The following is a 14315-nucleotide window of genomic DNA, read 5'->3' on the forward strand; positions in this document are numbered from 1 at the left end:
GGGTCAGGCGTCGAGCAGCCGCCCGGCCTCGATGTGCAGCTGGCGCTCGCAGCGCTCAGCCAGCGCGCGGTCGTGCGTCACCATGACCAGCGTCGTGCCGACCTCGCGGTTGAGCTCGAGCATCAACGCCATCACGGTTTCGCCGGTCGCGAAATCGAGGCTGCCGGTGGGCTCGTCGGCCAGCAGCAGGCGTGGCCGCACGACGAAGGCGCGCGCCAGCGCCACGCGCTGCTGCTCGCCGCCGGACAGCACGCGCGGGTAGTGCGACAGGCGCTGGCCCAGGCCCACGCGGCCCAGCATCTCGGTGGCCAGAACGCGCGCATCGCGCCGGCCGGCGAGCTCGAGCGGCAGCATCACGTTCTCGAGCGCGGTCCGGTTGCCCAGCAGCTGGAAGCTCTGGAACACGAAGCCCAGCTTGCGCGCACGCAGCGCCGCGCGCGCGTCCTCGTCGAGCGCGAACAGGTCTTCGCCCTCGATCACCACGCGGCCTTCGCTCGGCACGTCCAGCCCCGCCATCAGCGCCAGCAGCGTGCTCTTGCCCGAGCCCGAGGCACCGACGATGGCGGCCGACTCCTGTGCCCGAAGGGTGAAGTTGATGTCGTGGAGAATCGTCAGCGTGCCGGTTGAATCGGTGACCCGCTTGGTCAGGTGTTCAACGGCGATGATGGGTTCAGACATGCGTGGATCGAGTTTCTTCGTCAAGGCGTGGCGCGGCGTGGCCCGCCGGCTCGTGGCCGACTGTAGCGTCTGGCTGGTGGCGCTGCTGTGGGCGGCCGCGATGCCAGCGCAAGCCTCTGCGCCGGCCAAGCTGCTGGTCGTCGGCGACAGCCTGTCGGCCGAGTACGGCCTGGCGCGCGGCAGCGGCTGGGTCGCGCTGCTGGCCGAGCGCCTGGCGCGCGAGAAGCTGCCGATCGAGGTCGTCAACGCCAGCATCAGCGGCGACACCACCGCCGGTGGCCGCAGCCGGCTGCCGGCGCTGCTGAAGACGCACACGCCGAAGGTGGTGGTGATCGAGCTGGGCGGCAACGACGCGCTGCGCGGCCTGCCGCTGGCCCAGACCCGCGACAACCTGGCCGCGATGGTGCGCAGTGCCCAGGCCAGCGGCGCCAAGGTGATGCTGGCCGGCATCCAGGTGCCGCCGAACTACGGCCGCCAGTACACCGACGACTTCGCCAAGAGCTTCGAAGACGTGGCCAAGGCCGAGCGCATCGCGCTGGTGCCGTTCCTGCTCAAGGGCGTGGGCGACCGGCCCGATGCCGAAGACTGGTTCCAGCCCGACCGCATCCACCCGCTGGCCAAGGCCCACCCGCTGATCGTCGACAACGTCTGGCCGACGCTGCGCCCGCTGGTGCAAGCTGCGTTGCGCTGAACCGATCCCCGCGCGCCGCGGGCGGCTGATTCAATGCTGCCTCAAGGGTATTTACGGGTGCTTCGGCGCCCGACACATGCAAACCTGTACATATCTGGCGGTTGCCACCGCCTGGAGGTTTGTCGTGGCTGACCCGAGCTCTCCGACCCCTGAGACCACCGCTGCACCGGCCGTGTCGCGCCGCCGCCTGTTTGCGGGCGCGGGCACCGCCGGCGCGCTGGCGGCCACCGCCGTGGCCCTGCCGCTGGTGCCTGTGGCGCCCCCGGTGGCGGCCACCGACCCGGCACCGCAATCGCAAGGTGGCGGCTACCGCCTCAGCGCCCACGTCCAGCGCTACTACCAGACCGCCAAGGTCTAGATTCACCCAGGTGCTCCGGCACGGCCGGGGCGGCCGCCAGGAGACACCATGCTGCTGACCCGCAGAGCTCCTTCAAACGACGCAAGCCCCCACCACACCGGCCCGTCCAGCCTGGTGGCCAGCCTGCAGCGCGGCGTGGCCCGCGCGATACCGACGATGGACCGGCGTGCGTTCCTGCGCCGCTCGGGCCTGGGCGTGGGCGCCGGCATCGCCGCCGGCGAGCTGATGCTGGTGCGCAAGGCCCGCGCGGCCGACGAGCCCAAGCCGGCCGATGGCGGCGCACCCAAGGTCGAGGTCAAGCGCACCGTCTGCGGCCACTGCTCGGTCGGCTGCGCGGTCGACGCGGTGGTCGAGAACGGCGTCTGGGTGCGGCAAGAACCGGTGTTCGACTCACCCATCAACCTCGGCGCGCACTGCGCCAAGGGCGCGGCGCTGCGCGAGCACGGCCACGGCGAATACCGGCTGAAATACCCGATGAAGCTGGTCGACGGCAAGTACCAGAAGATCAGCTGGGACCAGGCGCTGGACGAGATCAGCAAGAAGATGCTCGAACTGCGCGCCGCCAGCGGGCCCGACTCGATCTTCATCGTCGGCTCGTCGAAGCACAACAACGAGCAGTCGTACCTGTTGCGCAAGTGGGTCAGCTTCTGGGGCAGCAACAACTGCGACCACCAGGCGCGCATCTGCCACTCGACCACCGTCGCCGGCGTCGCGAACACGTGGGGGTATGGCGCGATGACCAACTCCTACAACGACATGCAGAACAGCAAGGCGGCGCTGTACATCGGCTCCAACGCGGCCGAGGCGCACCCGGTGTCGATGCTGCACATGCTGCATGCCAAGGAAACCGGCTGCAAGATGATCGTGGTCGACCCGCGCTTCACCCGCACCGCCGCCAAGGCCGACGAGTACGTGCGCATCCGCTCGGGCTCGGACATCCCGTTCCTGTTCGGCCTGATGCACCACATCTTCAAGAACGGCTGGGAAGACAAGAGGTACATCGACGACCGCGTCTACGGCATGGACAAGGTGCGCGAAGAAGCGCTCAAGGTCTGGACGCCCGACAAGGTGCAAGAGGCCTGCGGCGTCGACGAGGCCACCTGCTACAAGATCGCGAAGATCATGGCCGACAACCGGCCGAGCACCATCGTCTGGTGCATGGGCCAGACGCAGCACACCATCGGCAACGCGATCGTTCGCGCCTCGTGCCTGCTGCAGCTGACGCTCGGCAACGTGGGTGTGAGCGGCGGCGGCACCAACATCTTCCGTGGCCACGACAACGTGCAGGGCGCGACCGACGTCGGCCCCAACCCCGACTCGCTGCCCGGCTACTACGGGCTGGCCGAAGGCGCCTTCAAGCACTTCGCCAAGGCCTGGGACGTCGACTTCGAATGGATCAAGAAACAATACGCGCCGGGCATGATGACCAAGTCCGGCATGACGGTGTCTCGCTGGGTGGATGGGGTACTTGAAAAAAACGAGCTGATCGACCAGGACTCGAACCTGCGGGGCCTGTTTTTCTGGGGCCACGCGCCGAACTCGCAGACCCGCGGGCTCGAGATGAAGAAGGCGATGGACAAGCTCGACCTGCTGGTCGTGATCGACCCGTTCCCGTCGGCCACCGCCGCGATGGCGGCGATGCCCGGCAAGGCCGAAGACCTGAACCCGAAGCGCGCGGTCTACCTGCTGCCGGCGGCCACGCAGTTCGAGACCAGCGGCTCGTGCACCGCGAGCAACCGCTCGCTGCAATGGCGCGAAAAGGTCATCGAGCCGCTGTGGGAATCGCGCTCCGATCACATGATCATGTATCAACTGGCCGACAAGCTCGGCTTCGGCAAAGAGCTGGTCAAGAACTACAAGATGCAGAAGGTCAAGGGCATGGACGAGCCCGAGCCCGAATCGATCCTGCGCGAAATTAACAAGTGCGTCTGGACCATCGGCTACACCGGCCAGAGCCCCGAGCGGCTGAAGGCCCACATGCGCAACATGAACGTCTTCGACGTGAAGACGCTGCGCGCCCGGGGCGGCATCGACAAGGCCACCGGCTACTCGCTCGACGGTGACTACTTCGGCCTGCCCTGGCCCTGCTACGGCACGCCCGAGCTCAAGCACCCTGGCTCGGCCAACCTGTACGACACCAGCCGCCACGTGATGGACGGCGGCGGCAACTTCCGCGCGAACTTCGGCGTCGAGCGCGACGGTGTCTCGCTGCTGGCCGGTGACGGCTCGCACTCCAAGGGCGCCGACCTGACGATGGGCTACCCCGAGTTCGACCACCTGCTGCTGAAGAAGCTGGGCTGGTGGGGCGAGCTGACCGAGGCCGAAGCCAAGGCCGCCGAGGGCAAGAACTGGAAGACCGACCCGTCGGGCGGGATCATCCGCGTGGCGATGAAGAACCACGGTTGCCACCCGTTCGGCAACGCCAAGGCCCGCGCGATCGTCTGGAACTTTCCCGACCCGATCCCGAAGCACCGCGAGCCGCTCTACAGCACCCGGCCCGACCTGGTGGCCAAGTACCCGACGCACGACGACAAGAAGGCCTTCTGGCGCCTGCCCACGCTGTACAAGACCGTGCAGGACAAGAACGCCGACATCGGCAAGACCTTCCCGTTGATCATGACCTCGGGCCGGCTGGTCGAGTACGAAGGCGGCGGCGAAGAAACGCGCTCGAACCCCTGGCTGGCCGAGTTGCAGCAGGACATGTTCATCGAGATCAACCCGAAAGCCGCCAACGACCGCGGCATCCGCCACGGCGACTGGGTCTGGGTCAAGACCCCGCCGATGGCCGCGGTGCCCGAGTTCAAGGGCCTGAAGGTCAAGGCGCTGGTGACCGAGCGGGTCGACGCCGAGACCGTCTTCCTGCCCTTCCACTTCTCGGGCCGCTGGGGTGGCATGGACATGCTGCCCTACTACCCCGAAGGGGCCCACCCGGTCGTGCGCGGCGAGGCGATCAACACCGCCACGACCTACGGCTACGACAGCGTGACGATGATGCAAGAGACCAAGACCACGGTCTGCCAGGTTGAAAGAGCAACGGCATAGCAGGAGACGAACATGGCTCGAATGAAGTTCATCTGCGATGCCGAGCGCTGCATCGAATGCAACGGCTGCACCACCGCCTGCAAGGCCGAACACGAGGTGCCGTGGGGTGTGAACCGCCGCCGCGTGGTGACGCTGAACGACGGCGTGCCCGGTGAGAAGTCGATCTCGGTGGCGTGCATGCATTGCTCGGATGCGCCGTGCATGGCCGTGTGCCCGGTCGACTGTTTCTACCGCACCGACGAAGGCGTGGTGCTGCACGACAAGGACGTCTGCATCGGCTGCGGCTACTGCTCTTACGCCTGCCCGTTCGGCGCCCCGCAGTTCCCGAGCAACGGCACCTTCGGCCTGCGCGGCAAGATGGACAAGTGCACCTTCTGCGCCGGCGGGCCCGAAGAAAACGGCTCGCAGGCCGAGTTCGAAAAATACGGCCGCAACCGGCTGGCCGAAGGCAAGCTGCCGGCCTGCGCCGAGATGTGCTCGACCAAGGCGCTGCTGGGCGGCGATGGCGACGTGGTGGCCGACATCTTCCGCAACCGGGTGCTGGTGCGCGGCAAGGGCAGCGAGGTCTGGGGCTGGGGCACAGCCTACGGCAAGCCGACGCAAGGCGCGCCATCTACCCCACCGTCGACCACCGCCGCCGAAGGGGCCAAGTCATGACGCGCGTGGCCTGGCCGCTGGCGGTAGCCACCGCCGTGCTGCTGCTGCCGGCCTGCAGCGAGCATTCGCAGGGCGAGCCCGCGGCGCTGAAGAAGGCCGATGCCAAGGCCTCCAGCGGCGCCGCGGCTGCCGACAAGGCCTACATGGCCAGCGGCTGGACGGCCGGCGACGACGCGAGCTGGCAGACCCAGATCCGCGGCCGCAACCAGGGCCAGAACGAGTACGCGCGCATCACGTCGGCCACGGTCGCGCCGCCCGCCGCCGCCCCGGCCAAGGCGCCCTGACGCGCCAGGAGGCACCCCATGCGTCGCCTGATCTGCACCGTCTCGTTCGGCCTGGCCTTGGCGGCCGCGAGCGCCGGCTGGGCCCAGACCCCCGCGGCACCGGCGGCGTCTGCCGCGGCGCCGCCTGCCCCGGCCGGCCTCATTGCCGAGCCCGAGCCACTGCCCGGCGACAGCAACGCCCAGCGCGCCAAGAGCCAGCCCGGCAACAACGCGCCGATGTGGCGCGCGGTCAAAGAGACCGGCGGCACCAGCACGCTGCCCGGCGCCGAAAAAGGCGTGCTGGTGCAGCCCTTCGTGCAGTACCCCGGCTCACGCTTCACCAACGCCGGCGAGGCCTGGCGCCAGGTGCGCAACCAGTGGCTGATCCCGTATGGCGGCGCACTGCTGTTCATCGTGGCGCTGGCGATCGCGCTGTTCTACTGGCGCAAAGGGCCGCTGGGCCATGCCCCGAACACCGGCAGCACGATCGAGCGCTTCACGCCGTTCGAGCGTGCGGCGCACTGGTCGAACGCGATCGCCTTCGTCGTGCTCGCGCTGTCGGGCCTGGTGATGGCCTTCGGCAAATTTCTGCTGCTGCCGCTGATCGGCAGCACATTGTTCGGCTGGCTCACCTACGCGCTGAAGACCGCGCACAACCTGGTCGGGCCGCTGTTCGCGGTGTCGCTGGTGGTGGTGCTGCTGACCTTCGTGCGCGACAACCTGCCGCAGCGCGGCGACCTCACCTGGCTGCGCCGCGGCGGCGGCCTGATGAGCGACCGCGAGGTGCCGTCGAACCGTTTCAACGCCGGCGAAAAGCTGGTGTTCTGGGGCGGCGTGCTGCTGCTGGGCGGCATCGTCGTCGCCTCGGGCCTGGTGATGGACCAACTGCTGCCGGGGCTCGGCTACCTGCGCGGCGACATGCACATCGCGCACATGGTCCATGCCAGCGCGGCGGTGCTGATGATGGCCATGTTCTGCGGCCACATCTACATCGGCACCATCGGCATGCGCGGCGCCTACCGGGCGATGCGCGAGGGCCATGTCGACGAGGCCTGGGCCGCTGAGCACCACGCGCTGTGGCTGGCCGACATCCGCGCCGGCAAGATCCCCGCGCAGCGTTCGGCGCCGTCGGCGCGCCCCCACACCGCGCGCCCTGCCTGAAGGAGTTTCGCGATGAAACACCACACCCTGGGCCTGACGATCGTCGTGCTGTTGCTGACGTTGGTGGCCGTCTCCAGCGTGGCCAAGTTGCCCGCCCCCAGCCCCGAGGCCAAAGCCAAGGCCGACGAGGCCGCGGCCAAGGCCACCTGGTCGACCAACGTGGCGAACTACCAGCTGTGCAAGTCGATGGACAAGGTCGCCGCGGCCTACCAGGCCCAGGCCAAGGCGGCAGGCAAGCCCGCCTCAGCCCCGATGGCCACCCCCGCCTGCACCGACCCCGGCCCCTTCGCCTACGTGGCGCCGAGCGAGGCCAAGCCGCCGCTCGAAGCCTCGGGCGCCCACTCGCCGCCCAAGCCGGCCGCCGAGCCGCCCAGCACCAACAAGCCCGACGCGCAGGCCAACCCGAAGAAGTAAGCTCGCCGAATGACGACCCAGCCTCACGCTGCACCGGCTGACCTGCACCGCGCCCCGCGCATGACCGACGCGCGGCAGCCGCTGCTGCGCGAGATCGAGATCCTCGACGAGTACGGCGCCCGCCGCCGCATCCACATCCCGGCCGAGCGGCCGTTGACGGTGTTCGTCGACAAGCGCGAGCTGGTCACCTTGATGACGCTGGGCGCATGCCCCGAGCTGCTGGTGCTGGGCTACCTGCGCAACCAGCGCCTGGTCGGCCGGATGGACGAGGTCGAGTCGATCACGGTCGACTGGGAGGTCGGCGCCGCCGCCGTCTACACCCGCCACGGCCTGCCCGACCTGGCCGCGAAGACTGCCCGCCGCACGGTGACCACCGGCTGCGGCCAGGGCACCGTGTTCGGCGACCTGATGCACGAGACCGCCGGCCTGACGCTGCCGCCGCCCGAGCGCGCGCGCATCCGCCAGTCCACGCTGGCGGCCATGCTCGAGACGATGCGCCAGCAAGACAGCATCCACCGCAAGGCCGGCTCGGTGCACGGCTGCGCGCTGTTTCGCGGCGCCGAGATGCTGATGTTCATCGAGGATGTGGGCCGCCACAACGCGATCGACACCATCGCCGGCTGGATGTGGCTCCATGGCGTGGGCGGCGACGACAAATGCTTCTACACCACCGGCCGCCTGACCAGCGAGATGGTGATGAAGGCCGCCTACATGAGCGTGCCGATCGTCGTCTCGCGCAACGGCGTCACGCAGATGGGCCACGAGCTGGCCACGCGGCTGGGCATGACACTGTTCGGCCGCGCCGCGAACAAGCACTTTCTTTGCTACACCGGCTTCGAGCGCTTCGATTCAGAGCCGCTGCCCGAGCCGGCGCCGGTGCGGGTGGTGTCATCGGCCCCGTGAGCCCCCCGGCATGAGCACGGCCACTGCCTCGCCCGACACCGAGCGTGTGGTCACGCTGCCTGCCGCGGTGCTGATCGAGCGCGAGGCGCAACCCAACCGCTGGGAAGACTGGCGCTACCGGCTCGCCGGCGTCGAGCTGGACGATGGCCGCCTCGGGCCCGCGGTGGCCACCCAAGCACCCCGCGTGCTGCGCGACGATGGCCAGCACGCGCTGTGGGCCTTCACCGGCTTCGAGGTGCTGCTGCACCCCGACGAAGCCGAGGGCTACCACCTCAACCTCACGAGCGGCGCGCCGGTCTGGTTCGTGATGTGGCGCATCGACGATGAAGACCCGTCGCGCGCCTGGCCCGAGCGGGTGACGCTGTCGTACCACGAGGCCGGCCGCCTGCTCGATGCGCAAGAGCGCGTCGACAACTGGCCGCTGCCGGGTGCGCTGGTGGCGCTGCTGCAGGCCTACACCGACACCCACTACCAGCCCGAGCCCAAGCGGCGCCAGCGGCCGGCGTCGTTCTTGCCGCCCGAGCAACGCGGGGGCCGCCGATGAACGCGCCAGACGACAGCGGCTTTCTGGCCCGCTGGTCGCAGCGCAAGGTGCAGGCGCGGCGGGGCGAGCCGCTGGCGCACGAGCCGCCCGCGGCGCTGCCCACGATCGCCGACGCCGCACCGGCCGATCCACCCGCCGCTCCATCCATCACCGAGCCGCCGCCCACCACGGCGCCGACGCCACCGACGATGGACGAGGTCGCCACGCTGACACCAGCCTCCGACTTCAGCCGCTTCGTCGCCCGCGGGGTCGAGCCCGGGGTCAAGAACGCAGCGCTGAAGAAGCTCTTCACCGACCCGCACTTCAACCTGATGGACGGGCTGGACACCTACATCGAAGACTTCGGCCGCGCCGACCCGCTGCCCGCCAGCATGCTGCAGCAGATGGCGCAAGCGCGCTTCCTGGGCCTGTTCACCGAGCCCGACGCTGCGCACAGCGTCGAACATGACGCAGCCCAACCCGACGCCGGGCCCGCCCCAACCACCGCTGCCGCCCCCCATGAAGACCCTGATCTGCGACTGCAACCGCACGATGCCGCTGGATGCCCAGGCCCTGAGCCAGGCCCTGGCGGCAACGCCGGGCGCCAGCCCTGACGGCCTGCAGCACACCCACAGCCTGCTGTGCCGGCGCGAGGCCGCCGCCTTCCAGCGCGCGGCCACCGACGAACACGACACGCTGGTCATCGCCTGCACCCAAGAGCGCCGGCTCTTCGCCGCGCTGAACGAAGAGACCGCTGGCGCGCCGTCGATCACCGAAAGGCCGATCCGCTTCTTCAACATCCGCGAGACCGGCGGCTGGGCGCGCGACGCGGCGCAGGCCACGCCGAAGATCGCCGCGCTGCTGGCCGCCGCACAGCTGCCGCCGCCCGAGCCGGTGGGCACCGTCGGCTACCGCTCGGCCGGCCGCACGCTGGTGATCGGCGATGCCACCACGGCCAGCCGCGCCGCCGCGTTGCTGGGTGATGGGCTGGACGTCAGCCTGCTGGTCACCGTGCCCGGCGGCGAGCTGCCGCAGGCCCACGACCACGCGGTGCACACCGGCCGGCTGACCGGCCTCAGCGGCTGGCTCGGCGCCTTCGAGGCCGCCTGGCAAAGCCACCAACCGATCGACCTCGACCTGTGCACCCGCTGCAATGCCTGCGTCGAGGCCTGCCCCGAAAACGCGATCGACCTCGGCTACCAGGTCGATCTGTCGCGGTGCCAAAGCCACCGCGACTGCGTGCGGGTCTGCGAGGCCGCCGGCGCGATCGACTTCCAGCGTGAGCCGGTGGCGCACCGTGAGCGCTTCGACCTGGTGCTCGACCTGCAGCCCGCGCCGGCGTTCACGATGCACCAGCCGCCGCAAGGCTACTTTCATGCCGGCGCCGACGAGCGCCGCCTGTTCGACGCGGTGCTGCAACTGCGCGGGCTGGTCGGCGCGTTCGACAAGCCGCGCTTCTTTCGCTACCAGCAGCGCTTGTGCGCCCACAGCCGCAACGAGCAGATCGGCTGCACAGCCTGCATCGACGTCTGCTCGGCACGGGCCATCCGCAGCGACGCATCGGCCAAGGGCCGCTCGAAGAACGACCTGCAGCCGCCCGGCGGCATCGTCGTCGAGCCGCACCTGTGCGTGGGCTGCGGCGCCTGCTCCACCGTCTGCCCGAGCGGCGCGCTGACCTACGCCGCGCCGAACCCGGCCGACCAGGGCAAGCGGCTGCAGACCCTGCTCGCCACCTACGCACGCGCCGGCGGGCGCGATGCCGCCTTGCTGCTGCACAGCGAAGACGCCGGCCAGCACCTCATCGACGCGCTCGGCCGCGCGGCGCGCACCGACCGCAAGCTGCACGGCATCCCCGCGCGGGTGATCCCGGTGCCGGTGTGGCACACCGCCAGCACCGGGCTCGACCTGTGGCTGGCCGCGATCGCGCAAGGCGCGTCGCAGGTCTGGGTGCTGCTGACGGATGAAGAGGCGCCCGACTACCGGCGCGCGCTGGCCGAGCAGATGGCCATCGGCCAGGCCATCCTCGCGGGCCTGGGCTACCGCGGCGAACACCTGCGCCTGATCGACGCTCGCGACCCGCAGGCGCTCGACACCGCGCTGCGCGGCGCACCGGCGCAGGCCGTGGCAAAGCCGGCCACGTTCGCCACCCAGGCCGACAAGCGCTCGACACTCGAACTCGCGCTCGACCATCTGCGCCAGCAAGCCCCCGCACCGGTGCCCGACGCCATCACGCTGCCGGCCGCCGGCTCGCCCTGCGGCACGCTGCAGGTCGACACCGAGCGCTGCACCTTGTGCCTGGCCTGCGTCGGCGCCTGCCCCGAAGGCGCGCTGGCCGACAACCCCGACCGGCCGCAGCTGAAGTTCATCGAAAAGAACTGCGTGCAGTGCGGCCTGTGCGCCGGCACCTGCCCCGAGCGGGCGATCACGCTGCAGCCGCGGCTGTGGCTGGCCGACGAGGGCCGCGCGCGCAAGTCGGCCCGCGTGCTGAACGAAGCCCAGCCCTTCGTCTGCATCCGCTGCGGCAAGCCCTTCGGCACGCTGCGCGCGATCGAGATGATGCTGGCCAAACTGGCAGGCCACGCGGCTTTCCAGGGCGCGGCGGCCGAGCGGCTGAAGATGTGCAGCGACTGCCGCGTGATCGACATCCACACCCACCCCGGCGAAGTCCGGATCACCGACCTGTGATGCGATGACCGAGACGAGCGCCCTGCACTTCACCCGCCCCGACCAGGGCGAAGAACTGGCCCGCGCCGAGCTGTATGGCCTGCTCGCGCGGCTGTGGCTCGCGCCGGCGGACGATGCGCTGCTGGCGCAGTTTCGCGTCGCCGTCACCGAAGCCCCGGTGCCGGGTGGCCACCTCGAAGCGCCGTGGCACGACTTGGTGGCCGCCATGCGCGCCACCACCGCGCCACACGCCGCGGCAGAGCACGACGCGCTCTTCGGCGGCGTCGGCAAACCCGAGGTCTTTCTCTACGGCTCGTACTACCTCAGCGGCTTCTTGAACGAGAAGCCGCTGGCCGCGCTGCGCAGCGACCTCGCCGCGCTGGGCCTGACGCGCGACGCCGACCGCGGCGAAACCGAAGACCACGTCGCCTACGGCTTCGAGGTGATGCGCTACCTGATCGCCGGCGACGATGCGCTCACCTGCACGCTGGAACAGCAGCGCCGCTTCTTCCGCGCGCACCTGCAGCCCTGGGTCGAGCGCCTGTGCGATGCGGTCGACGCGCAACCGGCCGCCATCACCTGGCGCGCCGTCGCCGCGCTGACCCGCGCCTTCGTGCAGGTCGAGGCGCAGGCCTTCGACATGGTCGAATAGCGCCATGGCAATCGACAAGCAAGACATCACCGGCCTGGTGCTCGCCGGCGGCCGCGGCAGCCGCATGGGCGGTGCCGACAAGGGCCTGCAGAACCACCTCGGCATGCCGCTGGCGCTGCACACGCTGCTGCGCCTGGCGCCGCAGGTAGGGCCGACGATGGTCAACGCCAACCGCAACCTGGCGGCCTACGAGGCCATGGGCTCGCCGGTCTGGCCCGACGCGCTGCCCGACTACCCGGGCCCGCTCGCCGGCTTCCTGGCCGGGCTGGAGCGTTGCGAAACGCCCTACCTGGTCACGGTGCCCTGCGACACGCCGAACTTTCCGCTCGACCTGGTCGCCCGGCTGGCCGAGGCGATGGAGCGCGACGACGCTGAGATCGTGATCGCCACCACGCCAGAGCCCGACGGCAGCGTGCAGGTGCAGCCGGTGTTCTGCATGATGCGCACCACGCTGCTGGAGAGCCTGGTGCGCGCCACCACTGCCGGCGAGCGCAAGATCGACCGCTGGGCCAAGCAGCAGCGCTGCAGCGAGGTGCTGTTCGACGACGCCGACGCGTTCTTCAACGCCAACACGCTGGCCGAGTTGCAGAGCCTGCAAGACAAGCGTTAGCGCCGCCTGCCGCGATCAGTAGCAGGCGCTGTTGAAACGCTCGCCACCATCCCAGGCACAGCTGCCCGAGATGCACTGGTACAGGTTGTTGGCGAAGCTGTTGCTGCCGTGGTCGAAGATCTTGAACCAGCCGCCGTCGTCCCACACCGCGGTCGGCATGCCTTTGACCGAGGCATATTGGTGGTCGAGCTTCTGGTACCACAGGCGGATGTTGTTGCACTGCATCACCTGGTATCGGCTGCCCCAGCCGGTGCCCCATTCGCCGATGTAGACCGGCATGCCGCGGCCGGTTGAATTGGCCCAGCCGAGCATCGTGTCCATCGGGTTGTAGACGTCGGCGTCGGTCCAGTTGTCGGCGTAGTCGCCCTGGTTGTCGCCGTTGAACGACCACGGGTTGTAGTGGTGGAACTCGGCCATCAGGTAGGCGTCGTTGCCATTGCCCACGCCGTTCAGGTCGGGCCAGGTCTGCGCCATCTCGCCGGCGCCGAACCACTGGTTGCCGCCGATCACCACGATGCGCTGGGGGCTGACCGCACGGATCTTGGCGTAGGCCAGCGCGGTCATGTTGCGCAGGTTGGCCGGCGGCATCGCGCTTCCGTTGCTCAGGTGCGGCTCATTCAGGATCTCGAAGATCAGGTGCTGGCCCCGGTCCTTGAAAATGTCGGCAATGTCGGCCCACAGCCGCTCCAGCACCGATGCGCGGTTGTTGTCCTTCAGCGCCGATTCGTGGTGGGCGTTGATGACCACATACATGCCCGACAGCGACAGCGCGTAGTCGACCGTCTGCTTGATCTCGCCCAGGCGGGGGTGGCTGCGGTTCACATCACCCACCAGCGCGTTGTTGACCAGCATCGAGCCGTTGGTGACTTCGGTCCAGGTGATCGGGATGCGCACGTTGCGAAAGCCCTGGGCGTAGTAGGCATCGATCTTCGCCTTCGCCGCCTGGAAGTTCGGCGGGTTCTGCGTCACATCGAACATGTTGCCCAGGTTGAAGCCCTGGTGCATGTTCTTGGCGGCCGTCTGGGCCGTTTCGGCGCTGCTGCACTTGGGCACCAGCCGGAACCAGTTCAGGCTCCACCCGCCCTGCGTCACCGCGACGCCGAAGGCCTGGTCGCCCGCGCCCAGCGTCACGTCCTGCACGATGGTCTTCCAGGCCTGCTTGCCGCCGGTGCGCGGCACCTTCACCTGGGCGTAGGTGGTGCCGCCGCCGGCCTTCTCGAAGTTGAAGGTGCCGCCACCGTTCTTGCTGGCCACGCGTGCCTTGAAGGCATACGTTCCGGCGCATGGCAGGTTGACGGCCGCATAGCTCAGCCAGTCGCCGGGGTCGGTGCCGGTCACGTCCTTGCCGCCGCCCGTGTCTTGCGTGGGCTCGACGACGATGCCGTTCATGTAGGCATAACCCTCAGCCTGAACGGTAATCGCGGCGGCCTTCAAGCCCGTCGCGCAGAGTGCCAGCGCCATCAGCGCCCCAGTGCGCAGCGCGATGGCAGGCCGGTGGGGCCGGTGGGGCCAGCAAAGGCGTTGCATGAGGCCGAACTTGACAATCTTCATGGCTCTGCTCCTCGGTGCTCGGGGCTCGAGCACCGCCTCGGTCGTTGTGATGGCGCGCTTGCGGCGCCTGGGGGGCGCGGGCCGAAGGGTAGCAGGCGAACCCCTTCTTCGCCGATTTCGGCCGCGCCCCGGCCCACTTCGTCCGATC

Annotated in this window: 15 protein-coding genes; 13 read left to right on the top strand and 2 right to left on the bottom strand. The window is 69.5% G+C overall.

The genetic code is table 11. The features are described 5' to 3' along the window. Window positions 1-3: 3 nt before the first annotated feature. Entirely contained in the window at window positions 4-678 is a 675-nt protein-coding gene (locus ACE3SG_RS05210; RefSeq protein WP_374562937.1) for an ABC transporter ATP-binding protein, read from the bottom strand. On the opposite strand from ACE3SG_RS05210, the gene ACE3SG_RS05215 reads away from it, so the two are divergent. From ACE3SG_RS05215 to mobA, 13 genes are all read left to right on the top strand, one after another. Continuing rightward, the gene (locus tag ACE3SG_RS05215) at window positions 677-1369 is read left to right on the top strand and encodes an arylesterase (RefSeq protein ID WP_374562938.1); all 693 of its coding nucleotides are present in this window, start codon (window positions 677-679) and stop codon (window positions 1367-1369) included. The two genes, ACE3SG_RS05210 and ACE3SG_RS05215, sit on opposite strands and share 2 nt — an antisense overlap. 124 nt (window positions 1370-1493) lie before the next feature. After that, window positions 1494-1727, top strand: coding sequence for a formate dehydrogenase (locus ACE3SG_RS05220; RefSeq protein WP_374562939.1), 234 nt, complete (start codon window positions 1494-1496; stop codon window positions 1725-1727). 48 nt (window positions 1728-1775) lie between these two features. Next, window positions 1776-4769, top strand: a complete 2994-nt coding sequence (locus ACE3SG_RS05225; protein WP_374562940.1) for a formate dehydrogenase subunit alpha — start codon at window positions 1776-1778, stop codon at window positions 4767-4769. Window positions 4770-4781: 12 nt separating this feature from the next. Then, window positions 4782-5426, top strand: a complete 645-nt coding sequence (gene fdh3B / locus ACE3SG_RS05230; RefSeq protein WP_374562941.1) for a formate dehydrogenase FDH3 subunit beta — start codon at window positions 4782-4784, stop codon at window positions 5424-5426. Beyond that, window positions 5423-5710, top strand: coding sequence for a hypothetical protein (locus ACE3SG_RS05235; protein ID WP_374562942.1), 288 nt, complete (start codon window positions 5423-5425; stop codon window positions 5708-5710). Before fdh3B ends, ACE3SG_RS05235 begins: the two co-directional genes overlap by 4 nt. An 18-nt stretch (window positions 5711-5728) precedes the next feature. Next, entirely contained in the window at window positions 5729-6850 is a 1122-nt protein-coding gene (locus tag ACE3SG_RS05240; protein ID WP_374562943.1) for a formate dehydrogenase subunit gamma, read from the top strand. A 12-nt stretch (window positions 6851-6862) separates the two neighbouring features. Continuing rightward, window positions 6863-7264, top strand: coding sequence for a hypothetical protein (locus ACE3SG_RS05245; RefSeq protein WP_374562944.1), 402 nt, complete (start codon window positions 6863-6865; stop codon window positions 7262-7264). Window positions 7265-7273: 9 nt separating this feature from the next. Next, window positions 7274-8167 carry a formate dehydrogenase accessory sulfurtransferase FdhD gene (locus ACE3SG_RS05250; RefSeq protein WP_374562945.1) on the top strand — a complete coding sequence of 298 codons (894 nt, stop codon included), beginning with the start codon at window positions 7274-7276 and terminating at the stop codon, window positions 8165-8167. 10 nt (window positions 8168-8177) lie between these two features. Beyond that, window positions 8178-8711: a DUF3305 domain-containing protein gene (locus tag ACE3SG_RS05255; protein ID WP_374562947.1), complete on the top strand. Its 534-nt coding sequence runs from the start codon at window positions 8178-8180 to the stop codon at window positions 8709-8711. Beyond that, window positions 8708-9304 carry a DUF3306 domain-containing protein gene (locus ACE3SG_RS05260; RefSeq protein ID WP_374562949.1) on the top strand — a complete coding sequence of 199 codons (597 nt, stop codon included), beginning with the start codon at window positions 8708-8710 and terminating at the stop codon, window positions 9302-9304. Before ACE3SG_RS05255 ends, ACE3SG_RS05260 begins: the two co-directional genes overlap by 4 nt. Beyond that, complete coding sequence (locus ACE3SG_RS05265) at window positions 9243-11375, top strand: 4Fe-4S binding protein (RefSeq protein ID WP_374563326.1); 2133 nt, start codon at window positions 9243-9245, stop codon at window positions 11373-11375. Before ACE3SG_RS05260 ends, ACE3SG_RS05265 begins: the two co-directional genes overlap by 62 nt. A 4-nt stretch (window positions 11376-11379) precedes the next feature. Beyond that, on the top strand, window positions 11380-12006 hold the full coding sequence (locus ACE3SG_RS05270; protein ID WP_374562950.1) for a molecular chaperone: 627 nt from the start codon (window positions 11380-11382) through the stop codon (window positions 12004-12006). 4 nt (window positions 12007-12010) lie between these two features. Further along, complete coding sequence (gene mobA / locus ACE3SG_RS05275) at window positions 12011-12616, top strand: molybdenum cofactor guanylyltransferase MobA (RefSeq protein WP_374562951.1); 606 nt, start codon at window positions 12011-12013, stop codon at window positions 12614-12616. Between the two features lie 15 nt (window positions 12617-12631). Here mobA and ACE3SG_RS05280 read toward each other — a convergent pair whose 3' ends face one another. Beyond that, a complete protein-coding gene (locus tag ACE3SG_RS05280; RefSeq protein WP_374562952.1) occupies window positions 12632-14167 on the bottom strand; it encodes a cellulase family glycosylhydrolase in 1536 nt (511 codons plus the stop codon). Between the last annotated feature and the right edge of the window lie 148 nt (window positions 14168-14315).

Source organism: Ideonella sp. (assembly GCF_041914305.1).
GTDB lineage: Bacteria > Pseudomonadota > Gammaproteobacteria > Burkholderiales > Burkholderiaceae_C > Ideonella.